Genomic DNA, 21,701 nt, shown 5'->3' on the forward strand with positions numbered 1-21,701 from the left:
ACGCCGGACACCCACGGACGGAAGGCTGAGCCATGCGAAAACTGATCTACGGCATGAACCTGACCCTGGACGGCTACATCGCCGCGGCCGGCGACGACATCGGCTGGGGCGGACCTCCGGGCGACGAGCTGTTCCAGTGGTGGCTCGACCACGAGCGGGAGAGTGGCCTGTCGCTGTATGGGCGCAAGCTGTGGGAGACGATGAGTTCCTATTGGCCGACCGGCGACCAGCAGCCCGACGCCACCCCGGCGGAAATCGAGTTCGCGCGGAACTGGCGGGACACGCCGAAGGTGGTGTTCTCCTCGACGATCGACAGGGTCGACTGGAACACCCGCCTGGTCACCGGCGACGCGATCGCCGAGATCACCCGGCTCAAGGCCGAGGACGGCGGCCCGATGAACATCGGCGGCGCAACGCTCGCCGGGGCGGCCATGCGCGCCGGGCTGATCGACGAGTACGCGATCGCCGCCCATCCGGTCCTGGTGGGCGGCGGCACGCCGTTCTTCACCGCGCTGGACAGCTGGGTGAACCTGAACCTGGTGGAGACGCGGACGTTTCCCGGCGGCGTGGTCCTGACCAGGTACGAGACGAGGCGCTGAGCAGCAGCACCCACGCGCCAGGTGTACTGCCCACGGAGGTCGGTGACGGATCGCCTGGCGGGTTGACCTTCGCATGTTCACGAACATCCGCCGCAGGCTTCTCGCCAGGGCGACACCGACGCTCGGTCCGGTCGCCGCGGGCATGCTCGTTTCGTCACTCGAACAGATGCGGGAACGACGGCGCCCGCCGGCCGCGACGGCCGCGCTCGGGACCCCGCACCACACCATGGCGCTGTGGCTGTTGGCCCAAGCCGCAGTGCCGATGGTGCTGGGACCGGCTCTCACGCCGGCCGGGGGCCTCGGTCGGGTGGCTGTCGCCGGCGGTGTTCGGCGAACGCCCGCGCTTGGAACCGGGGTTCGTCGCGGCGATGACCGCTCCGGGCCGCGCCGCGGTCGTGGCGGTGACCGTGTCGAGCCTGCCCGCCCTGTGGCGCCTGATGCGACCCGAGGGGCTGCGCGTGGAGTGACCGCCCGGAGGCGGGTCGAGTACCGACGCGCACCGGAAGGCATGCGATGGCACGGTGTCGGGGCATGGCCCCACACCGTGCCATCGGACATTCTCCTGCGCAAGCCGAGCAAGAGAACGGTGACCATCGGCCCCGGCGCCATCACCGTGACCGGGCGGAAGGTCACACCGACCCTCACCCGGGACAGCACCGTGGTGCGCACCCTCAACCCGCCCCGGAAGGACGACAGGAACACGGAACACCCCGCCGCTCTACCGGGAAGCCGCGTCGCGTACCGCTTCGAGGGCGTCGGGCACCCTGCGCGGAGGTTGTCGGGCACCCTGCGCATGGCAGCAGTCCCCGACCTCCAGGGTTTCGGACTCGACGTCGGAACGATCGGGGACAGGGCCTCCGCGATCCCGCGAGCGGGCTTTCACGCAGCCGGGCCGGGGCCGGTCGGACGTCGGAACCACCAACTGCGCACCGGACGCCTCCGGGCGGGAACCGCGCGTCGACGCCACGCCACCCACCCGTGTCCTCGGCGATCTCGGGATCCGGCGTGCGCGTCGCTCCGCCGTGCCCGCGGCCGCGGCCGTGGACTCCTCCTCCGCATCACGAGGCGGAGCCCACACGCGATACGAGGGACGAACCGAATGCGCCGACCGGGGAATCCCTCGACGCTTCCCGACTTTTGTCCCCGGTCCGCGGGGACGATCCCGGTCGAGGTATCCCTCGCCCGGGGCCACGTCCGGACACCGGGCATCGCACACTCCCACGGAGCACCCATGCGGCAACCCGAATACCGCCTATCCCACCTGCGAGCGCGCATCCTGGCGGCGGGACTGTCCGCACTGGCCGCAGCCGCACTCGTGCCCTCGACCGCCTCGGGCATCGCCGAACACCGGTACGAATGGGCTGCCCTGGGCGATTCGTACACCGCGGGCCTGTTCATCGGGAGCCCACGCCCCGCACTCGGTGACCCCACCCGGGACGGATGCGATCGCACCACCGGCTCCTACCCCGATCTCGTCGCCAAGGCGCTCGCCGCGAACCCGCCGGACAGACCTGTCCGCCTGACCGACGTCAGCTGCGACAACGCCACCGTCGACGAGATCGCCTCGACAGGACAGACACCGGTCAGCGTCGTGGATCCCCCCGCCGGCGGATGGCCCGCCCTCGACCCACAGATCCGACGGGCCGGACTCGACGAGCGCACCGACGTCGTCACCATCGGCATCGGTGCCAACGGCCTGCCCTTCGGCGGCTGCCTCCAACGCGCGTTGTCCGGCAAGTCCTGCCGCGACCACTACACGAACCCACCCCAGGGCCAGGACAACCTCGCCACGATGCTCACCAGACTCGACCGGGAGTACTCACGCATGCTGGACGCCGTACACAAGGCCGCCCCGCACGCCCGCGTGATCACCATCGGCTACCCGGCCCTCCTGCCGGAACACGGCACGGACTGCGACCGCGCCGACCTCACCCACATCGGCCCGATCACCCCCGCCGACGTCGACTGGCTCCGCGAGGACGTGCTCGAGCCACTCAACGAGACCATCCACCGCGTCGCCTCCCACCACCACGACCACTACATCGACCTCTACACCGCCGGCATCGGCCACGACGCCTGCCGACCCCCGGGCACGAAATGGATCGAAGGACTCTGCGGCGACGCCGCCGACTTCTGGCCGAGCGCGTTCCCCGGCGCGTTGCCCTTCGACTGCGCCGAGATCGACAAACGCGCCACCCTGGTCCACCCCAACGCCAAAGCGCACACCCACACCGCCCTCCACCTCGAACCCGCCCTCCGACACGCGCTCCGGGAGAACACGGACGACCACGGCGACACCGAACATCCCACGCACGAAACCGCCGACACCGGACACACGGGGGCCTGATCGGCTCCACCGAGTACGAGAACCTTCACGACCCCGCCGCGTTCCACGCCATCCAGGTCCGGGAGAGCGCGGATGCCTTCCGCGCGCACATGGAGGATGCCGCCAAGTCCGGGATGAACAAGGCGATCCAGGTCCCGAGTGAGCACCCCAGGACCGCCGTACTGCGCACCATCGGCTGATCCCGCGAGGACCGGACGCCCGCAACTCCCCAACCACACCGAGGAGAGCGCCGCTGCACGCCGTCGAGACCTCGGCACGCAGCCGAGGCACACCGATGCCCTGCCCGTTGGTCACGCCTGGGTCGCGTCGAGACAACGATGCGATCCGCGGGCATCGGCGAACCCCGGGAACCCACGCGAAATGGCGCCCACGGGCGGGAGCGTTCTCTCCTCGTCGCCGCGACTTCGCCTCGGAACGAGGCAACCACACCGGCTCGGCGACGGCCCCGTCCCCGTCCCCGTCGCAGCTGCGTTCACGCCGTGGGCAGCGCCGGGGACATCCGGCCTTCCGTTTGCTCGGCCGTCCCCAGTCGGTATCCGTCCTCGGCGGAAAAGGCCGCGGTCACCGTGAACCGATCGGCACGCACCAACGTCTGACGCCACTCGACCGGGCGCGATGCGGCCACGCCCAGTCGGTCGATCGCGTACAGGGCCGTGTTCGGCGGGCTTTCCAGCAACGTGCGCTCGGCACGGTTGGGCACCACGGCTCGGATGCGTTCCCATCCCCCGGTGATCCTGATGCGGCAATGCCGCTCCAGTTCGGCGTACAGCGCCGTGTGCGTGAAGTCGACCCCCAGCAGGGGGGCGCTGATGTCGGCGGGGAGCCATACCCGATCGACGGCGAGCGGCCGCTCGTCGGCGAGGCGAAGGCGCTCCAAGTGCACCAGCGGTGTGGACTCCTCGAGGCCGAGCCGGGCGGCGACCACCCCGTCGGCGCGCCGATCCAGCACGCGCACCACGCTGCGCTGCACCGCGCCGATCTCCTCGACCGAGGCGAAGAGACTGTACGGCGTGCCGACCTGTTGTTCCATCGAGGTGTCCGCGAGTGCGGATACCCGTCCCCGGTGCGCCGTGACGACGCCTTCGCCGCGCAACTGGCGCAGGGCCTCGCGAACCGTGTGGCGGCTGACTCCGTATTCGGTCGCGAGGGCGTGCTCGCCGGGGAAGTGGTCGCGGAATTGGTCGGCCTCCAGGCGACGGCGCAGGTCGGCTCGCAGTTGGACCCACAGCGGCACTCCACTCGCGCGATCGACGGGATTCGCTCCCGCGGGCTGCGTTGATGTCACCGAGGGTTCCCCTGACGTGCGACGGACCCGTGCTCGTGTCCTGTGTGAGGTCACGAAAGTACGGAAGCACGCCTTCCGATGGCAACTCCGCAGGGGCACCCGTGGACGTCTCCGGAGTGCTTGCTCGGCGACCCGCATACGGGTGTCACGGCAACGGTCGAACGGTCCAAAGGATCCAAAAACTCCAAACGGTCTAAACGGGCCGAACGGTCCACGAAGAGCGGCCACATGCATGAACGCCGCAGGGCGATGATGAGTAGCGCGGCGAACATCCACTGAAGGGCGATCCCCGAAAGTCCGTACGGCGAGGGCTCCTCCGCCGCCCAGTGCACCGGTGGCGAGCCCGATCCGGCGCCGGACGCGAGCGAGCATCAGGACGCTCCCCTCGGGGCCGGAACGTCGATTGTGGCGCGGCCTACGGGAAGTCCCGTCGTGCTGTGGGGTGCTCGCGGCGGTAGGAGGCGAAGCCGCCTTGGAGATCGCACACCTTCGTGAAGCCCGCCGCACGCAGGATCGACGCGGCGATGGAGGACCTGCGGCCGCTCGCACAGAAGACGGCGACGGACTCGTCGGGCGACAACTCGTTTATTCGTGACAGGAGTTCGGGGAGCGGGATCAGGTGGGCCCCGGGGATTGTGCCGTCGGTGCGCGCCTCGCCGGGATTGCGGACGTCGACGACGCGCGTGTCCGCGTCGAGCGCGACGAATGCGTCGACGCGATGACGTACGGCGATCCGGCGGTGTCCGGGCTCGATGCCGGGTGCCCCGGCGGCGAGCGCTCCCGACACGCGGTCGAAGCCGATCCGGGCGAGTCGGTTGCGGGCCTCGCGTTCGGTGCCGGGGTCGCAGACGAGCAGGATGCGGCTGTCGGCGCTCAGGATCTCGCCGGCGAGTTCGGCGAATCGACCGCTCAGGGGGATGTTGATCGAGGCCGCGAGGTGTCCGGCGGCGAACGCGTCGGGATCGCGGGTGTCGAGCACGACACCTCCGGTCGATCGGACGCGCAGAAACTCGGCGAAGGGCAGGGCGGGTACGTGGGTGGTCTCGTCCAGGGTCGACCGCGTCTGTCGATTGCGCGCGGCCGTGAAGGGGAAGTAGCGGGGCACGCGGGTCCGCGCGGAGCACACCAGATTCACGAATTCGTCCTCGGCCATGTCGGCCAGTGCGTGGTTCGTGTGCCGTTGCTCTCCGATGGTGCTGTGATGCGCGGCGGACAGGTTGCTGCCGCAGGAGGACCCGCTCCCGTGCGCGGGGTAGACGCCGGTGGCGTCCGGGAGGGCCAGCAGGCGTCGGGTGGAACGGTACAGGGCCCGTGCCGATCTCTCCGCCGACCAGCCCGCGCCGGCGGCCAGATCGGGACGTCCCACGTCGCCGACGAACACTGTGTCCCCTGTCAGCACGCCGAAGGGCACCCGGTCGTCCGCGTGGGCTCGCACGACCACGCAGATCGACTCGGGGGTGTGCCCGGGAGTGTGCAGGATCTCGAGTTCGACATCACCGAGCGGGAGTTTCCCGCCGTCGGGCAGCGGATCGACGGCGAAGTCGACCACGACTGCGGAGCCGTAGGAGATCCGCGCCTGGGTCCGGGCGGCGAGTTCGAGGTGTCCGGACAGGAAGTCGGCGTGCACGTGGGTTTCGACGACCCGCTCGATGTTCAGGTTCAGTCGTGCGGCGTCGGCGATGTACTCGCCCACGTCGCGTCGGGGATCGACCACGACCGCGCGTCCCGATCCGCTGTCGCCGACGAGATACGAGGCGTGGGAAAGGCAATCCAGGTAGTACTGCTTGAAAACGAGCGTATCGACGCGTTCCATTGAGGAGCTCCGGCCGGGTCGGATGGGTGGCTTCTTCGGGTGCGGTGCGGCGGGCGCGGGCGGGCGCGGCTCGGCGGCGGCCTCGAAGTGGCGGTCGTGATGTGGCTAGGCACGCCCGCGAAGCATCAGGTTCCAGTACAGGAACGGCAGTCCGTAGCGCTTGAGGTACCACATGTCGGTGCGTTCCCTGGTCGTGTCGATCAACGGGATCGAAGGGGCGGGCTTCATCGAGTAGTCGAACTCGGCGAGGAGCATCTTGCCTCGCGCCGTCGTCAGCGGGCAGGACGCGTATCCGTCGTAGCGGGCCGGTGGCGCGAGACCGTTCAGGCGCGCGATGAGGTTTCGCACGACGACCGGGGCCTGTTTGCGCACGGCGGCGCCGGTCTTGGAATTCGGTGACGAGCCGACGTCGCCCAGTGCGAAGACGTCGGGGTAGCACGGGTGTTGCATGGTCCACTGGTCGACGAGGACGTAGCCCGCGGGATTCTCGGGGTCGGCCAGGGGACCCTGCTTGATCCAGTCGGGCGCGCTCTGGGGAGGTACCAGGTGCGCCATGGTGTAGGGCAGCGTGGTGGATGCCCGGGTGCCGTTGTGGGTGACCACGACTTCCTTGGACTCGGAACGGACCTCGCTCACCTCGCTGTCGAAGTGCACGGTGATGCCGTATCGCCGAACGACCCGATCCAGGACACGCGAGAACTCCGGGACCGCGAACATGGTGGGTGTCGGGAGCACCAGGTGCACGTCGATGTCGCCCAGGACGCCTTCGCGGCGCCAATGGTCGGCGGCCAGGTAGGCGATTTTCTGGGGCGCGCCGCCGCACTTGATGGGCCCCGACGGCATGCCGAACACGGCGGTTCCCGACCGGGTGTCCCGGATGAAGCGCCATGTCGCCGGTGCCGTTTCGGGCAGATAGTTGCTGGAGACGCCCTCGACGCCGAGCGTGGCCTCCAGTCCGGGGATTCTCGACCAGTCGAGTTGGATCCCGGGACACACCACGAGGCACCGGTAGCCGATGATTTCCCCGTCGTCCAGGGTCACTTCCCGTGCGTCCGGATCGATGTGGACCGCGCTCCGACGGATCGACCGCACTCCTCGAGGCACCACGGACGCCTGCGGGCGGGCACTCTCCCCGATCGTCGCAAGCCCGCCGCCCACCAGGGTCCATAAGGGTTGGTAGTAGTGCCGGGTGGCCGGATCGATGATCGCGACATCGCGCTCGCCGGAGCGGCGCAGCCGTGCCGCCACGGTGATGCCGGCGCTCCCTCCCCCGATGATCACTGTCCGATGACGTTGCGCCGACACCATCACGACCTCCAGGACAGGGATCAAATGTGCAGACATTTAATATGGACAAGACCCACGGTCTTGCGCAAGAAAATGTGCGTACATTTCTATCCGGTCGGGTCGGAGCATCCGAGTCGGTCCGACGGGTCGGCGCCTGATCCGGCGGAACGCAACCCGGCCGGGACGCCCGGCAACGCGGCCCCACGTGCGTGCGCTTCGCAAGACTCGCGCCGGCGGCAACGCCTCGGCCACCGCGCCTCGGCCATGGTGCTCGGCTCCCGTCCGGCGAACCGGCCACCGGCAATCGCCCCTCGAACGCGCGCCATTCGAGCACGTCACCGCGCCCACACCACGAACCGGACTCCGGGAAGGGCCCGTTCGTCCCGGACCTGCGCCTGCGGGGCGGCCGTCCCGTGCACTCGGCCCTGCCCGCCCACACGGGACACGTCCGGTCGCCGGGCGCATTCGAGGAGGCCGGCGCCTTCGCCGAGCAGGCGTGCACCCGGCGCCGGCGTTCGCGGGTGGTCTGTTCGCGGATCCCGCCGGGGCGGGCGGGTTTGACGGCAGCCTCCGCCCGGGGACCGAGCGGCCCGGTGTACGGCAGCCGTGACCCTACCGTCGACAACGGTGTACGGGTGAGAGTCGACGGCGGGTGATCGTGAGCGCCGCCGACGGGCGGGAGTCGGGACGTCGCGCGCTCGTACGCACGGGGGTTCGACGGCACCCGGGCTCAACCGGCCCAACGTGACGATCGAAGCGGCGTCGAACCCCCTGCTGTCGATCCCCCGCCGCGCCGAGGGCGGGGCTGGTGGATCAGTAGGTCAAAGCCGGGCTGAACGCGCTCTTGCCGACACACCAGATGTCGACGTTGTTGGGATTGTGGTGCAGCTTGACCGACCAGTTCGTGGCGCTGGGCGGACTGGCCGACTGGATCACGGTCATGGCCTGACCGGCGGATATCGTGCCCGCCGTCTTGTTCAGCGGACCCAGGTTGACCGGACCGAAGGGACCGGACGTGCCGGCGGTACCGCTGAAGGTGACCGTGCCGCTCGGACCCCCGAGGTTGGCGGTGATCGTGAGATCGCCGTTGTTGATGGTGATCAGCGGCGCGAGCGCGATGGTGGCCGAGAGCTGGTGCGACGCGTTGGTGGTGAACGTCGCGGTCTTGCCGGTGTAGCTGACCCCGATCGAGGTCAGACAGTCGTACTTCGCGGTGGACGGACCGCCGGCCGTGGCCGTGCCGCTGAGGGCGACGGTCGCGGCCATGGCACCGGCGAAGACGGCGGCGCAGGCCGCGAGGGCTTTGGATCGTGACATGGAAGGTGCCCCTTTCGACAGATACTGCGGAAAGTTCCTGTCGGCGCATTTGGAGTGAATCCGAAGTCTCGGATTTCGTCAAGCAGGATCGGAACGCAATACCCCGACGGCGAAATCCGCGATGGACAATTCATGATCGCAATTCACCACCAGTCACCTCGGCAAAGAATATTCGGTTTCCCGGGTATTTCTCGATCATGGTGACACGTGTCGACTGAATCGGATCGCGTCTCGCTCTTGACTACCGATGATCCAAATGTGCGAATAGTTCGCTACGCCTTTCGTTTCCGACGGGCTCCGAACAGGCCGTCCGCACCGGCCGTCCACACGAAGGAGCAACGTGTCAAAACGGTTATCCCGACGATTGACCCGCCATCGCTGGGCCGCCTCGGTGGCGGCGAGCGCCCTGGCCCTCGGCGGCGGCCTGGTCGCCCTCGCGCCGTCGGCGGGCGCGGGCACCGTGACCCCGGTCATGCGGTGTACCACGCCGGTCGGTGCCCCCGAGGGGCAGCAGCGGTTCGAGGTGACCCTGGACCCGACGCATGGCGACGGTGCCACCTCGATGCACGTCGTGGCGGGTGGGAGTCCGGCGACCAGCCCGATCCCGATTCCGCTCGCGACGATCAAGTCCGTCTACACGTTCGCCATGTCCGGCGGTACGACCGGGGATCTCTCGGTGGCGCCACCCTCGTTCGAGACGCCGATCGAGGTGAACACGCCCATCGTGCCGCCCCCGTTCACCGTGCCCACGACGATCGTCGGCGCGCCGGCCGGGTCCACGGTGGACCTCACCCTGAAGTCGATCGTGGTGCAGACCATCGTCGGCGGAAACCTGCTCGCGACGGCGACGTGCGTGCCGATCTCCGGTAACGGCGTGCTCGCGTCGTACACGGTCGAGCAGGGCAGTCAGGCGCCCACGCTGACCGCGACGCCGAGCACCGTCGACTCGAACTCCCGGGTCACACTGTCCGGCGCACACTGGCCGGCCGGTCCGGTGGGGTTGACCATGTGCTTCCCCGAGTTCGGCGGATTCTGCGACAACGGCTACTCGACCATCGCCGCGAGCGACGTCAAGGTCGTCGACGGTGTGCTGTCGGGGTGGGTGCACGTCGCCGGCGCGGTTCCCAGTACGACGGCGCTCCTGAAGGTCACGTCGGGATCGGTGGCCCTGGAGGCGCCGTTGACCGTCGTGTCCGTACCGGTCGGCGGGCGGGGGCTGGTGCTGAGCCCGAACACCGGTCCGGTCGGCACCCGGGTGACCGTCACCGGCACCGCGTTCTCGCCGAACGCCCAGATCACCGTCCAACCCCAGGACGGGCCCGGGGCGCCGACCGAGGACGCCATAACCACCACCGCGGACGCGAACGGCTCGTTCACCGCGACATTCACGGTGACCGCCGCGGCCACCGCCGCGGTCGCGGCGTACGAGTTCGGCAACCCCGCGATCGGCATGCGGACGCCGTACACGGTGGGCGAGGGCCCGGCTGGGCTGACCCAGTCGGTCAGTGGGCAAATCAAGCCCGGCGGCCTGACGATGTCCCAGGCCGGCGGCCGGATCGACTTCGGCAGCGCGACGATCGACGGCAAACCGCTGCGCCTGAACGCGGCGCTCAACCGGGTCACCGTGGTCGATGCCCGAGGGACCGACCTCGGGTGGTCGCTCACCGGCACGATGTCGGAGATGACGGCCGAGAACGGCACCGACAGGCTCCCGGTCGGGAGCGTGACCTGGACCCCCGCGTGCGCGGCGGCCGACGGCGCACCCGGAACGGTCACCCCCGGCACTGCGGGGCCGCTCGGGACGACCCAGGCCCAGTTGTGCACGCAGACGCCGGTCGAGGGTCGAGCCACGGGCGGCAGCGTTTCGGCGGACGCCGCCCTGACGTTGACGACCCCGGCGTTCGTACGCCCGGGGACCTACTCGGGGACGCTCACGCTGAGCCTGAGTTAGCCGAACAGGAGTCAACCAGGCTCGCGTCAACCGGGCTTGAGATGGTCGACACCGAGTCGACGCGTCGGGATGTGCGGGTGTCGACGCTTCGAGGCGGTGCCGCATTACCCGCCCGGTGGTGTGGGACGACTCGGCCGCTCCGGCCGGTGCCCCCGCCACCGGGCGATTTCGTGCGCGGCGCGGGATCGTGATCGGCCGCCCGGAGCCACGGCGTGGGGCCGTCGCGCCCCTTTCGCGACCACCCGGTATCGCGACCGCTCGGGGACGGCGGGGAATGCGTCGACATTCTTCGGGGCGAGGAATTCGGCGGGCGGGCTTTACCGGCGCGGTATTACGCCGCCTTCCCGGCGCCCGGCACCCCGGGTGCGGAACCGGGGCGCGGACTAGGGCGGCCGGCGCATCGGCGGGATCAACGGCTCGTCGGTACCCGGACGCGCAAGCGCCCCTGTTCCCGAGCAGCCGAAACACACCGCCGGCCGGTCGTGGTTGCCCCGGAATCCGACCGGTTCATCGCACGACACGACGGCTCCGAGGTGCCCCTTCGCGGGTGGTGGCAGATCCCGGACCGACGACGAGGGCGACCCGGGCAGGCTCCGCTTCCGCGCCCCACGACTCGGGCAAGGTCGGCGGCAACCTGCGTCGGCCGACCCGCTACCACCGCATGCTGCAACGCCTCGTCCACACCTCGGCGTTGGTGAGCACCCGCTGTGGGCACCGTGGCCCCGGACAGGTGAGGGCCCGTCGTGCTGCCGCCGATCCGGTGGGTCCGGTCCGTGCCGTGTGCGCGTCGGTCGGCGTTGCCGTTGTGATGCCGGTCCACGCGGTGCCTACCGACGTGCCGTGCCCTGCTGTACCCGTGGTTGGGGCGCGCGGACCATGTGGTGGATCTGCCGGCCGCACCACATGCCCGGGAGCATCCACACGGCGGTTCCCAGCGACATCAGCACGGTGATGGCGTGGCGTGCCCGGGCATCCGGGTGGTCGCCGCCGTCGTACCCGGCGAAGGACAGGGCGAGGGCGGCGAGCCAGACGACGACCGCGGCGAGTGCGGTTTGGGCGAAGGCCGCCAGGCCGTAGAGGGTGCCTTCGCGGCGTTCTCCGGTGCGGGCCGATTCGGTGTCGGCGATGTCGGGGAGGATGGCCCAGCCGGTGACGGCGACTGCCATACTGCCGGCCGAGCTGAGCAGGATGAGCGTCCAGAACAGGACGTCGTCGCCCCGGCCCGGGAAGACGAACAGGCACTGCACCACGGCCCAGCAGCCGGTGAACAGCAGGTATGTGCGGGGCTTGCCGATCCGGTCGGTCATTCGGCGCACCAGCGGCAGCCACGCGAGTCCGGCCGCGAACCAGGTCAGCATCACCAGGGACGCGGTGTCCTCGCTGTAGCCCATGACATGGACGCCGTAATACACCGCGACCGCACCGGTGACACTCAAGGGCGCCCAACCGAACGCGAGCATGCCCAGCGCCAGTCGCACGATACGGGACTCGCGGACCATCGCCAGGCCCTCTCGTGGTCGGACGGTCGCGGGTTCCGCCGCCGGTTCGCGGCCGCGCGCCGTCGCCCGGGTCACCAGCAGTCCGCCGGTGGCCAACAGGGCGCATACCGCGGCGGCGGCCGACCAGCCGGCCCTGTCGCTGCCGCCCAGGGCGTCGCCGAGTACCCCGTGGAGCGCGAGGGGGGTGACTGCGCCGACGAGTGCGCCGAGTTGTGAGAAGGCGGTGCGTACGCTCGACAGGGCGGTGCGCTCGGTCGGGTCGGTGCTCAGCTCGGCGCCGAGTGCTCCGTAGGGCACGTAGAAGACGGTCAGGCTGGTGAACCAGGCCAGTGCGACCGCGGTGTAGTAGGCCGCACGGGCGATGCCCGTCAGGCCGAAGTCGGTGAACAGCAGCCAGGACGTCACCGCGTACGGAATCGCCGCGGCCGTCAGGAAGGGGAGTCTGCGTCCGTGGCGCGAGCGCAGGCGGTCCGAGCGCCGGCCGATGTACGGCTGGAGGACCGCGTTCCACACCGTGCCCAGCGCCACCACCGTTCCGCCGAGCGCGGCGGACGCGCCGACGACGTCGGTCATGTAGTAGAGGAACAGGGTGGAAAACGCCGTCCACATAACGGCGTTGGCCCACTCGCCGCCTCCGTACCCCCACCGCACGCGTCTCGGCAGGGCCGCGGCGGATGCGGGGCGCGTCATGACGTGCCTCCGGCAACCCGCAGGTCCAGGTGGGACGCGGCGGCCGCGTCGTGATGAATCGTCGTCGTGCCCGCACGGGTGTTGCGGTCCCAGCGGTCGAAGGCGCTGCCGGATATCTCGGCGCCGATCCGATGACCCGCGCGGAAGCGATGACCGGTGGCCGCCAGGCCGACATACGCGGCATACACGCGACCCGGTTCCACCGGCGTCGGCGCATTGGCGGGATCGCGGTGCGTCAGGCGCCGGATGCCCTCCTGGACGAGTTGGGCGGAACCGTCCGGGGCGATGTCGACCAACGCGACGGTGACGTCCGCGTCATCGGCGGTCGTGGAGGCGTGGATCGTGGCCGTGATCGGGCCGACGACGACCATGTCGTCCGTCAGCGGTTCGCTGCGGTAGACCAACACGTCGGGGCGCGTGTGGAGATCGCGGCGGTCCCTCAGCGCCTTGGTCATCCCCCACAGGTCCTTGCCTTCCCACGGCGCCGCCGGGTCGGCCGGATCGTAACCGAACCGTGCGGCGTGCTCGCTGAACTCGGGTTCGTCGGTGGTGAGTTCGCGGTTTCCCCGCAGGTAGAGGCGGAGTTCGGCGGTGTCGCGGGGCGGCCATGCGTCGGCGGTGTGCCAGCGGTCGGCTCCGGTGACGTACGCCCGTACCCGGGGTCCGTCGAGCTTGACGGGTACCGTCGTCGACCCGCCGGTCCGGGCGAGGACCTCGTCGGTGAACGCCAGCACCCGGTCCCAGGAGCGGGGACCGGCCGGGATCGGAATGCGGCCCACCCTGCCGTCGAAGTCGCAGCTTGTCTCGTGGTCGGTCGGGCCGATCACCAGGCGCCTCAGGTGCGCCAGGTCCGGGCGGCGCTCCTCGAGCTCCGTCCAGCACTGGAGCGTGCCGGGCAGCAGGTTGTCGTACCAGCCGCTCCACACCATCGTCGGCACCTCGACGCGGTCGAGCAGGTGCCGGAAGTCGTGCGCGTTCCAGAAGTGGTCGTCGGGACCCGTGCGTTGGGGGCGGTCGGCGAACTCGCGGTAGAGCCCGCCGGGCAGTCCGGCCGCGTCCGCCATGTCCCGTACCGGCAGTTGCCGGGTATCGAGGCGATGCCAGTTGAGGAACCCGCGCCCTGCCTGGTCGCACGCCCACATCGCGGTGCTGCCGAGGCACAGCGCGCCGCCTTCGAACAGCAGCGTGTGCATGTCCAGGCCCATGTCGCCCGGCGAGATGCAGGCCAGCGCGGGATGGCCGGACGCCGCGGCGGCCCACTGGGTGAACGCGTAGTAGGACTCGCCGGTCATCGCCACCCGGCCGTCACACCAGGGTTGGTCGGCCACCCAATCGATCGTGTCGTAGCCGTCGTCCACCTCGTGCACCAGCGGACGCCACTCGCCCTCCGAACCGAACCGGCCGCGGACGTCCTGCACCACCGCCGCGTAGCCGCGCCGGGCCCAGAAGCGGCCGACGGCGGGCATGTACGCGTACGCCTCGCGGATCCCGTACGGCATCCGGATCAGCATCGCCGGGTGTGGTCCGGACGGGCGCGCGGTGCGGTCGGCCGGCAGGTGGACGTCCGTCAGCAGGCGCACGCCGTCGCGCATCGACACCATCGCGCCCCGCACCGTCCGCACCTTGGGGAAACGTTCCGGCGATGCCGAGGGCAGTTCCTTGAACGGCAGGGCGAGATGCTTCGCGCCGACCAGACACGCCCGGGTCATTCCCCACTTTGCGTCCGCAATGAGATGCTTCATCGATGTTTCCCCTTCGCGACGTGACAGGCGGGTGACGCTAGTCGCCGCAGAACGCGCGACCATGGGAAGAATTCGCCGGCATCTCAACGGAGTGGCATGGACACATCACCCGGCGCACCCCAGCCTCGCCGCGGACGCGGTCGGCCGCGCGAAGTCGTCCGCCGCAACCCCGGGGAAGGCACCCCGCTGGACCGTCGCCCTGCGGACTCTCCACGGACGACCGCCGCGATCCTCGATGCGGCACACCGCGTCCTGCTCCGCGCCGGGACGGCCGGGCTGACCCTGGTCGCCGTCGCTCGCGAAGCCCACGTCGACGTGACCACCGTCTCGTACCACTTCGGCACCCGGCACGGGCTCATCGAAGCCCTGATGGACCGCCTCTACCAGGACCAGGCGGTCGACTTCGCCGACAAGGCCCGCGAGCTGCCACCCGGGCAAGAGCGCTGGCAGGTGTACCTCGACGGCGTCGAACGCATGTGCCAGGACGGCGACGCGACCCGCGCGTACTTCGCCATCGCCGCACTCGGCCTGCGGGACGACGCATTGCGCGCCCGGCTCGCCAAACTGAACGCCTGGACGGTCCGCGCGTTCGCCGACACCATCAACGCCGACGCCGCGTCCGACGAACGCCCGCTGCTGGATCCCGAACGCCTGCGCACCATCGGCGAGTTCGTCTACGCGGCCGTCGACGGCATCGAACTCCACCATGCGCTCGGCGACGACACGTACCCCCTGCGCGACGTGCTTGCCATCCTCGACGACATCGTCACACGGCTTCTGACAGAGCGTTCCGTCCCGTGAGTCGTGTGTGGCTCCGGGCTTGGATGTCGCGCCGGTTCGGGGTGCTCTCGTAGCAGGCGAAGCGTGTGCTCCGGGTCGACCGCGTCCAGGACGGCGGTCCACGAGGTTCGGTCCGGGGTCAGGGCGGCGACGAACGAGTACGGCCGGTGGCCCGTCGGGTCGGTTCGGGTCCGGCGGGATGAGCGGCGCGTTGATCGCGACGGTGCGGATGGTCGTCGCGACCGTGTCGGGATCGAGGCCGCTGTCGAACCGGGGAACCGCGTTGATCGAGTGATTACTTCCACTCGATCAACAGCCGCTTGCGCTCAGGGCTGTAGTGCCACCGCGGCCGGCCGGCCCGCCCTTCGGCCCGGCCCGCGGCGGACCCGATCGTGTCGAGCAGGCATGGGCCGCGCCGTTCGCCGTAGGCGGCCGACATGCGCTCGTGCACCTCGACCGGATCCCGGTCCACGAGCCGCCCGTACGTGACGAGTCCGATGCGTTCCCGATCTGCCCGTGCGTTCCGTTCGGACATGCGCCGCACCCCTTGACACAAGGTTGCAAGTCCTGGATTACTGGAGCCGCCACTAACGTAACCGAATGTTCGGTCAGTTATAGGGACGGCGAAGCACACATGACATCTGTCCAGGATCCCGCGCAGCGGATGTTCGCCGCGGACGGGGCGTCCCAGGGCCTGGGGATCGAACTGCACGAGGCCGGCGAGGGCGCCGCCCACCTGAGCATGGTGGTGACCGCCTCGATGGTGAACGGCCACGGCCTCGCCCACGGCGGTTACATCTTCCTGCTGGCCGACACCGCCTTCGCGTGCGCCTGCAACAGCCACGGTCCGACCACCGTGGGAGCCGGCGCCACGGTCGATTTCGTCGCCCCCGCGTACGAGGGCGACACGCTGGTGGCCAAGGCGCACGAGGTCGGCCGGTTCGGCCGAAGCGGCATCTACGACGTGACCGTCACTCGCGACGAACAGGTGGTCGCGGAGTTTCGCGGTCGCAGTCGCGGCATCCGAGGCATGGAGAAGTCCGCATGAGCGAGCGCACCACCGCGTCCCCGCCACGACTGGGCGACGCCCCGCCGCGGGAACTCCTCGACGCAGGCGAGCGGATGGACCGCAGCGAGCTGCGCGACCTCCAACTCGGACGGTTGCAGGCCACCCTCCGGCACGCGTACGACAACGTCGAGCTGTACCGGCGCAAGTTCGACGCCGCCGGGGTCCGACCGGCGGACTGTCGCACCCTCGACGACCTGGCGCTGTTCCCCTTCACCACCAAGGCGGATCTACGCGACACCTACCCCTTCGGGATGTTCGCCGTCCCGCGCGCGGACGTCCGCCGGATCCACGCGTCGAGCGGCACCACCGGCAAGCCGATCGTGGTCGGCTACACCGACGGCGACCTGGACACCTGGGCCGACGTGGTCGCCCGCTCGATCCGGGCCGCGGGCGGCCGGCCCGGACACCGGGTGCACAACGCGTTCGGGTACGGGCTCTTCACCGGCGGACTCGGCGCCCACTACGGCGCCGAGCGCGCCGGGTGTACGGTGATCCCCGCCTCCGGTGGCATGACGGCGCGTCAGGTGCAGCTCATCCGGGACTTCGAGCCCGAGATCATCATGGTCACCCCCAGCTACATGCTGGCCCTGCTCGACGAGTTCGAGCGGCAGGGCGTCGACCCGCGCGGCTCGTCCCTGCGGATCGGCATCTTCGGCGCGGAGCCGTGGACCGAGGAGATGCGCCGCGAGATCGAGGAGCGGGCCGGCATCCACGCCGTCGACATCTACGGGCTGTCCGAGGTGATCGGACCCGGCGTCGCGCAGGAGTGCGTGGAGACCAAGGACGGTCTGCACGTGTGGGAGGACCACTTCTATCCCGAGATCGTCGACCCGCTCACCGACGCGCCGGCCGGCGCGGGCGAACATGGCGAGTTGGTCTTCACCTCCCTCACCAAGGAGGCCATGCCGGTCGTCCGCTACCGCACCCGCGATCTGACCCGGCTGCTGCCCGGCACCGCCCGCCCGGCGTTTCGCCGGATCGACAAGATCACCGCGCGCTGCGACGACATGATCATCCTGCGCGGGGTCAACGTCTTTCCCAGCCAGATCGAGGAGATCGTGCTGCGCACGCCCGACGTGTCCCCGCACTTCCAGGTGGAACTCGCCCGCCGAGGCCGCATGGACCACATGCTGATACGCGCCGAGACCCGGGTGGGCAGCGATCCGGCGACCCGGGCACCGGCCGCGGCGGCCATCGCCAAGGCGGTCAAGGACGGCATCGGCGTGAGCGTGGAGGTGGACGTGGTGGACGTGGACACCCTGGAGCGCTCGATGGGCAAGTTGCGCCGCGTCCGTGACCTGCGCGAGCCGTGACCGGCGTGTTTGCCACAATGCCTGTATGAGCACCACTCTCCCCTCGGGCACCGGCGGACGCCGGGGCCGGCCAGGCTACGACCGCGAATCCCTCCTGGCGATCGCGGTGACGGCGTTCAACGAACGCGGCTACGACGGCACCGGCATGGAGGAGTTGGCCCGGCGTCTGGGCATCACCAAATCCGCCATCTACCACCACGTCGCCGGCAAGGAGGAACTCCTCGAACTCGCCGTCGACCGGGCCTTGGACGCCCTGTTCGCCGTGCTGGACGAGGAGCGCGAGAAGTCGACCGGCGCCACGACGCGACTGGAACGAACCGTCCGGCGCAGCGTCGAGGTCCTCGCCGAACAACTGCCCTACGTGACGTTGTTGCTCCGGGTGCGCGGCAACAGCGAGGTGGAGCAACGGGCCTTGGCTCGGCGACGCGATTTCGACCACCGGGTGGCCGACCTGGTGGCCGAGGCCGCCGCCGAGGGCGGGGTGCGGGACGACATCGATCCGGGCCTGATCAGCAAGCTGCTGTTCGGCACGGTCAATTCGCTCATCGAGTGGTACCGCCCGAGCGGTGCCCTCCCGGTGGGGACGGTATCCGACGCGCTGGCCACCATCCTCTTCGACGGCCTGCGCGCCCCCGCGAAGGTCGCCGACGAAGGCTGACCCGGCACCCGCATCCCACCGACGAGGGAATGTCGGTGCGGAGCCTGGGGGATGTGATGTTCGCGTTCACCACCTTCCTGGAGGCCCACCACGACGCATACGGTATTGCCGGCGACTTGGAGTCGACCGACCCGGCGGTGCGGCGGGTCCGGGAACTGCTCGTGGACTGCGGGTGGGACCCCGACTCGGACAATTGAGCCCGGTCGAACGTGGCCGGGTCCGGCGGGAATCCGAGAGACGTCGCGGACCGGGCGACCCGCACAGCGGATCGGTGCAGGCAACTCCCGGACCACGCCGGGGAACCGAGCCGGCACAGATCGCCCGGCCCCGGCCAACTCGGCTCCCTTCCCCGCGAGTTCGGCCACCGCAGCCGTCGACATACGGTCGACGCCCGGCCCGTCAGCCGGCCCGGACGTTCCCGAAACGGCCTCCACCGCAGTCGACCCGGATGTCGTGATCGCGATGTCGGGCATCGGATGACTCCCTTTGCCCAGGGTGTACACCGGGTCCTTGATGGTCCCTTTCACGACGAATGTGCGCTGCCGACCGTCGCGGCACCGGGGTCCGGTCGTGACGGCGGGCGGGCGGCCCGTGCGGTGGCGATGCCGGCGATGAGGCCCAGGGGGAGCGCCGAGATCCATACCAGGGCGGGTGTGGCGATGCGGCCGAGGGCGAGTCCGGAGGTGGGGCCGATCGCGGTGCCGATGTCCTGTGTGGTGGACAGGGCGGCCTGGTAGGTGGCGCTGCGTCCCGGTGGGGCGTGGCGAGTGATGAAGGCCGAGGTGACGGGGCCGGTGATCATCATGCCGAGGGAGGTGACGAGGACGGCCACGACGAGTGCGGGGTAGCCGAGTCCGGCGGCGGCGAATCCCGCGAGGCCCGCGCCTTGGAGCGCGGCGCCGAGGAAGAGCAGGCGACCGGTGTCGTGTCGGCGGGTCCAGCGGGTGACGGGGAGTTGGAACACGATGATGGCGAGGGCGTCGATGGCGAACAGGGCCGCGTAGGCGGTGGTACCCAGGGGGTGGAGTCCGTTCAGGAGTACCAGGCCGTCGGCTTCCCACCAGGTGAAGGTGATGCTGAGCAGGCTGCCGCCGAGGATGAGCAGTGCCAGTCTGCGGTCGCGCAGGATCCGGGTGACCGCGCCGTAGACCTCCGCGGCGTTTTCCCCGCTGTCCTTCTCGGCCGTCTCCGGGCCGATGACGCGGTCGGGGGGAACGGCGACGAGCACCGTCAGGGCGGCGCCGACGAGCAGGGCGCCTGTGGCGGCGAATACGCCCGACAGCGAGAAGGTGACGGCGACGGCTCCCAGGATCGGGCCGATCACGCCGCCGACACTGGCCACCACCCGGGTCAGGCCGAACGCGTGGGCGAGGTCCTCGTCGGCGTGCAGGTCGCCGATGAGCGCTGCGATCGTGGGGTGGAACGCCGACTCGAAGAGCCCCGCGGCCAGGAACAGACCGAGGGCGGGTATCGGGTGGTGCACCAGGAAGAGGCTGCCGTAGCCGAGGGCCATCCCGGTGGTGGACAGCAGCAGCATGCGGCGGTGGCCGATGCGGTCGGCCAGGGCGCCACCCGCCAGACCGCCGGTGAACTCGCCGGCGGCCTGGACGAGGAACAGCGCGCCGGCCGCCGCTCCGCTCAGCCCGCCGACACGATGCGCCCACAGGATGATGAAGGGCAGCATCACGCCGTTGGCCAGGGCGCCGAGCAGCCGGACGACCAGGAGTCCTCGGAAGGCGGCGGTGACCTGTCGCTTCGTCGGTGCGCCCCGCAATTCGGGCGCCGTTGGGGTCACGTCGGGTTCCGCGAGGTGACGGCGGGGCGGCGGTCGGCGGTCCAGTAGCCCTTGGCGAAGACGTGGTCGGGCCGGACACCCAGGCCGTGCACGAGTTCGCGGAGCGACCGCGCCGCGTGGGCCTCGGTGAGGAGGTAGACCTGTTCGAAGCGGCCCGCCCGGAACTCCTCCGCGACCGCGGCGAGAAGCGCCTGCGGGTCGCCGGCCGGGACGCCGTCGCGCTCGAGCCAGCGCACCCGGCCCGCCACGATCGGGACCCGGTCGGCGGCAGACTCGGTCTCGACGACGACGGCGGCCTCCTGACCGGCCGGCAGTGCCTCGGTCAGGGCCGCGATCGCCGGCAGGGAGGCTTCGTCGCCGACGAACAGATGGCCGTCGGCCGGCCGGAGTTGCAACTTTCCCTTGGGGCCGACGAACTCCACGGGCGAACCCGGTTCGGCGCTCGCCGCCCAGGTGCTGCCCGGCCCGCCGCCGGCGTGCAGGACCGCGTCGATGTCCCACTCGCCGACCTGCGGGCGGGCCTGCCGAATCGTGTAGTGCCGCTTGACCCGGCTCCCGCGGGCGTCGGCGAGCAGCACCTCGATGTCCTGGGCCGGCAGGGGAGTCAGGCCGATGAGGCTCGGGCCGCCCAAGGTGAGTCTGACCGTGCGGGGGGTGAGGTGGCGCCGGGCCAGCACCGTACAGCGGTGGGTTGTCTTCATGGGGTTTCCCTATGGTGTCCGGGGAGTGCGGGACATGCCTGTGGCGGCCCGCTCCAATTTCGAGGCAACGTGCCTCGATATGAGGCTAGCATCATTTCGAGGCATCGTGTCTTGATAAGCTGGTCGCATGTCACGCACAGCCCACGGACAGGCCACACCCGGACGCCCCCGCAGCGAATCGGCGCGGATCGCCGTTCTGCACGCGGTCGACGACATGCTCGTCGAACAGGGGTACGCGGCGATGACCATGAAGGGCATCGCCGAACGCGCCGGAGTCGGGCGCCAGACCGTGTACCGGTGGTGGTCCACCAAGGCCGAGATCCTGCTGGAGGCGAGCACGTCCGACGCCGCCCACGAATTGGCCGTCGAGCCGCAGGCCCGTCCCGCCGACGACCTCCTCGCCTTCCTCGAAGCACTGACCACCTTCCTCACCACCTCGCCGGCCGGCCTCGCCTACCGGGCGTTGCTGGGCGAGGCGCAGCACGACAGCGCGGTACGCGATCTCGTCCGCGCCGCCGACCTCGTCGGCACCGCCACCTCGGCCGTGCTCGCTCGCGTACGTCCGCACGCCGCCGCCATGCCCACTCCGCCGCTGGCCGCCGCCCAACTCGCCGGCCCTGTCGTCGCCGTCATCCTGGAGACCGGGCACCCCCTGACACCGGCCCAACTCGCCGACCACACCGGGCTCCTCCTCGGCGCCTGGACAGCGGGCCCCCCACCACGCTGAGCCGCCCGACGCGGCCCGACCCGATTGCTTCGACCACGCGGCTGTCCCGGTCGGGCCGACATGTCTCACGAGACGTCCGGGACGCCTGTGCCTGCGGTCTCGCTCGCGTTCGGCGGTGTGGCCCGGCC

At 70.4% G+C, this 21,701-nt stretch carries 18 protein-coding genes; 9 read left to right on the forward strand and 9 right to left on the reverse strand.

Features of this window, described 5'->3' with window-relative positions:
- Positions 1 to 32 precede the first annotated feature (32 nt).
- On the forward strand, positions 33 to 599 hold the full coding sequence (locus ACFXMF_RS21400) for a dihydrofolate reductase family protein (protein WP_360315402.1): 567 nt from the start codon (positions 33 to 35) through the stop codon (positions 597 to 599).
- A 1,231-nt stretch (positions 600 to 1,830) separates the two neighbouring features.
- On the forward strand, positions 1,831 to 2,946 hold the full coding sequence (locus ACFXMF_RS21405; RefSeq protein ID WP_360315408.1) for an SGNH/GDSL hydrolase family protein: 1,116 nt from the start codon (positions 1,831 to 1,833) through the stop codon (positions 2,944 to 2,946).
- A 472-nt stretch (positions 2,947 to 3,418) separates the two neighbouring features.
- On the opposite strand, the gene ACFXMF_RS21410 is transcribed toward ACFXMF_RS21405, so the two are convergent.
- The 4 genes from ACFXMF_RS21410 to ACFXMF_RS21425 all read right to left on the reverse strand — a co-directional run bounded on the left by ACFXMF_RS21410 (position 3,419) and on the right by ACFXMF_RS21425 (position 8,648).
- Positions 3,419 to 4,231 (reverse strand): GntR family transcriptional regulator, encoded by an 813-nt coding sequence (locus ACFXMF_RS21410; protein ID WP_379988134.1) that lies wholly within the window; start codon positions 4,229 to 4,231, stop codon positions 3,419 to 3,421.
- Positions 4,232 to 4,646: 415 nt separating this feature from the next.
- The gene (locus ACFXMF_RS21415) at positions 4,647 to 6,044 is read right to left on the reverse strand and encodes a rhodanese-like domain-containing protein (RefSeq protein WP_379988135.1); all 1,398 of its coding nucleotides are present in this window, start codon (positions 6,042 to 6,044) and stop codon (positions 4,647 to 4,649) included.
- A gap of 105 nt (positions 6,045 to 6,149) precedes the next feature.
- Positions 6,150 to 7,352: an FAD/NAD(P)-binding oxidoreductase gene (locus ACFXMF_RS21420; protein WP_379988145.1), complete on the reverse strand. Its 1,203-nt coding sequence runs from the start codon at positions 7,350 to 7,352 to the stop codon at positions 6,150 to 6,152.
- A gap of 792 nt (positions 7,353 to 8,144) precedes the next feature.
- Entirely contained in the window at positions 8,145 to 8,648 is a 504-nt protein-coding gene (locus ACFXMF_RS21425; protein ID WP_379988136.1) for a hypothetical protein, read from the reverse strand.
- Between the two features lie 340 nt (positions 8,649 to 8,988).
- Between ACFXMF_RS21425 and ACFXMF_RS21430 the strand changes: the two genes are divergently transcribed.
- Positions 8,989 to 10,599, forward strand: a complete 1,611-nt coding sequence (locus ACFXMF_RS21430; RefSeq protein WP_379988137.1) for a hypothetical protein — start codon at positions 8,989 to 8,991, stop codon at positions 10,597 to 10,599.
- Positions 10,600 to 11,426: 827 nt separating this feature from the next.
- Here ACFXMF_RS21430 and ACFXMF_RS21435 read toward each other — a convergent pair.
- Together ACFXMF_RS21435 and ACFXMF_RS21440 are read right to left on the reverse strand one after the other, a co-directional pair.
- Positions 11,427 to 12,788: an MFS transporter gene (locus tag ACFXMF_RS21435; protein ID WP_360315418.1), complete on the reverse strand. Its 1,362-nt coding sequence runs from the start codon at positions 12,786 to 12,788 to the stop codon at positions 11,427 to 11,429.
- A complete protein-coding gene (locus tag ACFXMF_RS21440; protein ID WP_379988138.1) occupies positions 12,785 to 14,530 on the reverse strand; it encodes a CocE/NonD family hydrolase in 1,746 nt (581 codons plus the stop codon). Before ACFXMF_RS21440 ends, ACFXMF_RS21435 begins: the two co-directional genes overlap by 4 nt.
- 96 nt (positions 14,531 to 14,626) lie before the next feature.
- Between ACFXMF_RS21440 and ACFXMF_RS21445 the strand changes: the two genes are divergently transcribed.
- Entirely contained in the window at positions 14,627 to 15,331 is a 705-nt protein-coding gene (locus ACFXMF_RS21445) for a TetR/AcrR family transcriptional regulator (protein WP_379988139.1), read from the forward strand.
- A 274-nt stretch (positions 15,332 to 15,605) separates the two neighbouring features.
- Here ACFXMF_RS21445 and ACFXMF_RS21450 read toward each other — a convergent pair whose 3' ends face one another.
- Entirely contained in the window at positions 15,606 to 15,845 is a 240-nt protein-coding gene (locus ACFXMF_RS21450; RefSeq protein ID WP_360315424.1) for a helix-hairpin-helix domain-containing protein, read from the reverse strand.
- A 99-nt stretch (positions 15,846 to 15,944) separates the two neighbouring features.
- On the opposite strand from ACFXMF_RS21450, the gene paaI reads away from it, so the two are divergent.
- Genes paaI through ACFXMF_RS21470 form a run of 4 tightly spaced genes read left to right on the forward strand, consistent with a single transcriptional unit; the run spans position 15,945 to position 18,547 of the window.
- A complete protein-coding gene (paaI, locus tag ACFXMF_RS21455) occupies positions 15,945 to 16,358 on the forward strand; it encodes a hydroxyphenylacetyl-CoA thioesterase PaaI (protein WP_360315426.1) in 414 nt (137 codons plus the stop codon).
- Entirely contained in the window at positions 16,355 to 17,692 is a 1,338-nt protein-coding gene (gene paaK / locus ACFXMF_RS21460; protein ID WP_360315428.1) for a phenylacetate--CoA ligase PaaK, read from the forward strand. The genes paaI and paaK overlap by 4 nt, the downstream gene beginning before the upstream one ends.
- Before the next feature lie 25 nt (positions 17,693 to 17,717).
- A complete protein-coding gene (locus tag ACFXMF_RS21465) occupies positions 17,718 to 18,350 on the forward strand; it encodes a TetR/AcrR family transcriptional regulator (RefSeq protein ID WP_360315430.1) in 633 nt (210 codons plus the stop codon).
- Positions 18,351 to 18,379: 29 nt separating this feature from the next.
- On the forward strand, positions 18,380 to 18,547 hold the full coding sequence (locus ACFXMF_RS21470; protein ID WP_380020723.1) for a hypothetical protein: 168 nt from the start codon (positions 18,380 to 18,382) through the stop codon (positions 18,545 to 18,547).
- Between the two features lie 326 nt (positions 18,548 to 18,873).
- Here ACFXMF_RS21470 and ACFXMF_RS21475 read toward each other — a convergent pair whose 3' ends face one another.
- Both ACFXMF_RS21475 and ACFXMF_RS21480 read right to left on the reverse strand, forming a co-directional pair.
- Positions 18,874 to 20,145 carry an MFS transporter gene (locus ACFXMF_RS21475; protein WP_379988141.1) on the reverse strand — a complete coding sequence of 424 codons (1,272 nt, stop codon included), beginning with the start codon at positions 20,143 to 20,145 and terminating at the stop codon, positions 18,874 to 18,876.
- On the reverse strand, positions 20,142 to 20,846 hold the full coding sequence (locus ACFXMF_RS21480; RefSeq protein WP_360315436.1) for a siderophore-interacting protein: 705 nt from the start codon (positions 20,844 to 20,846) through the stop codon (positions 20,142 to 20,144). Before ACFXMF_RS21480 ends, ACFXMF_RS21475 begins: the two co-directional genes overlap by 4 nt.
- 127 nt (positions 20,847 to 20,973) lie before the next feature.
- Here ACFXMF_RS21480 and ACFXMF_RS21485 point away from each other — a divergent pair, with 127 nt between their 5' ends.
- Complete coding sequence (locus ACFXMF_RS21485) at positions 20,974 to 21,573, forward strand: TetR/AcrR family transcriptional regulator (protein WP_360315438.1); 600 nt, start codon at positions 20,974 to 20,976, stop codon at positions 21,571 to 21,573.
- The last annotated feature ends 128 nt before the right edge of the window (positions 21,574 to 21,701 follow it).

The organism is Embleya sp. NPDC059213, assembly GCF_042754445.1.
GTDB lineage: Bacteria > Actinomycetota > Actinomycetes > Streptomycetales > Streptomycetaceae > Embleya.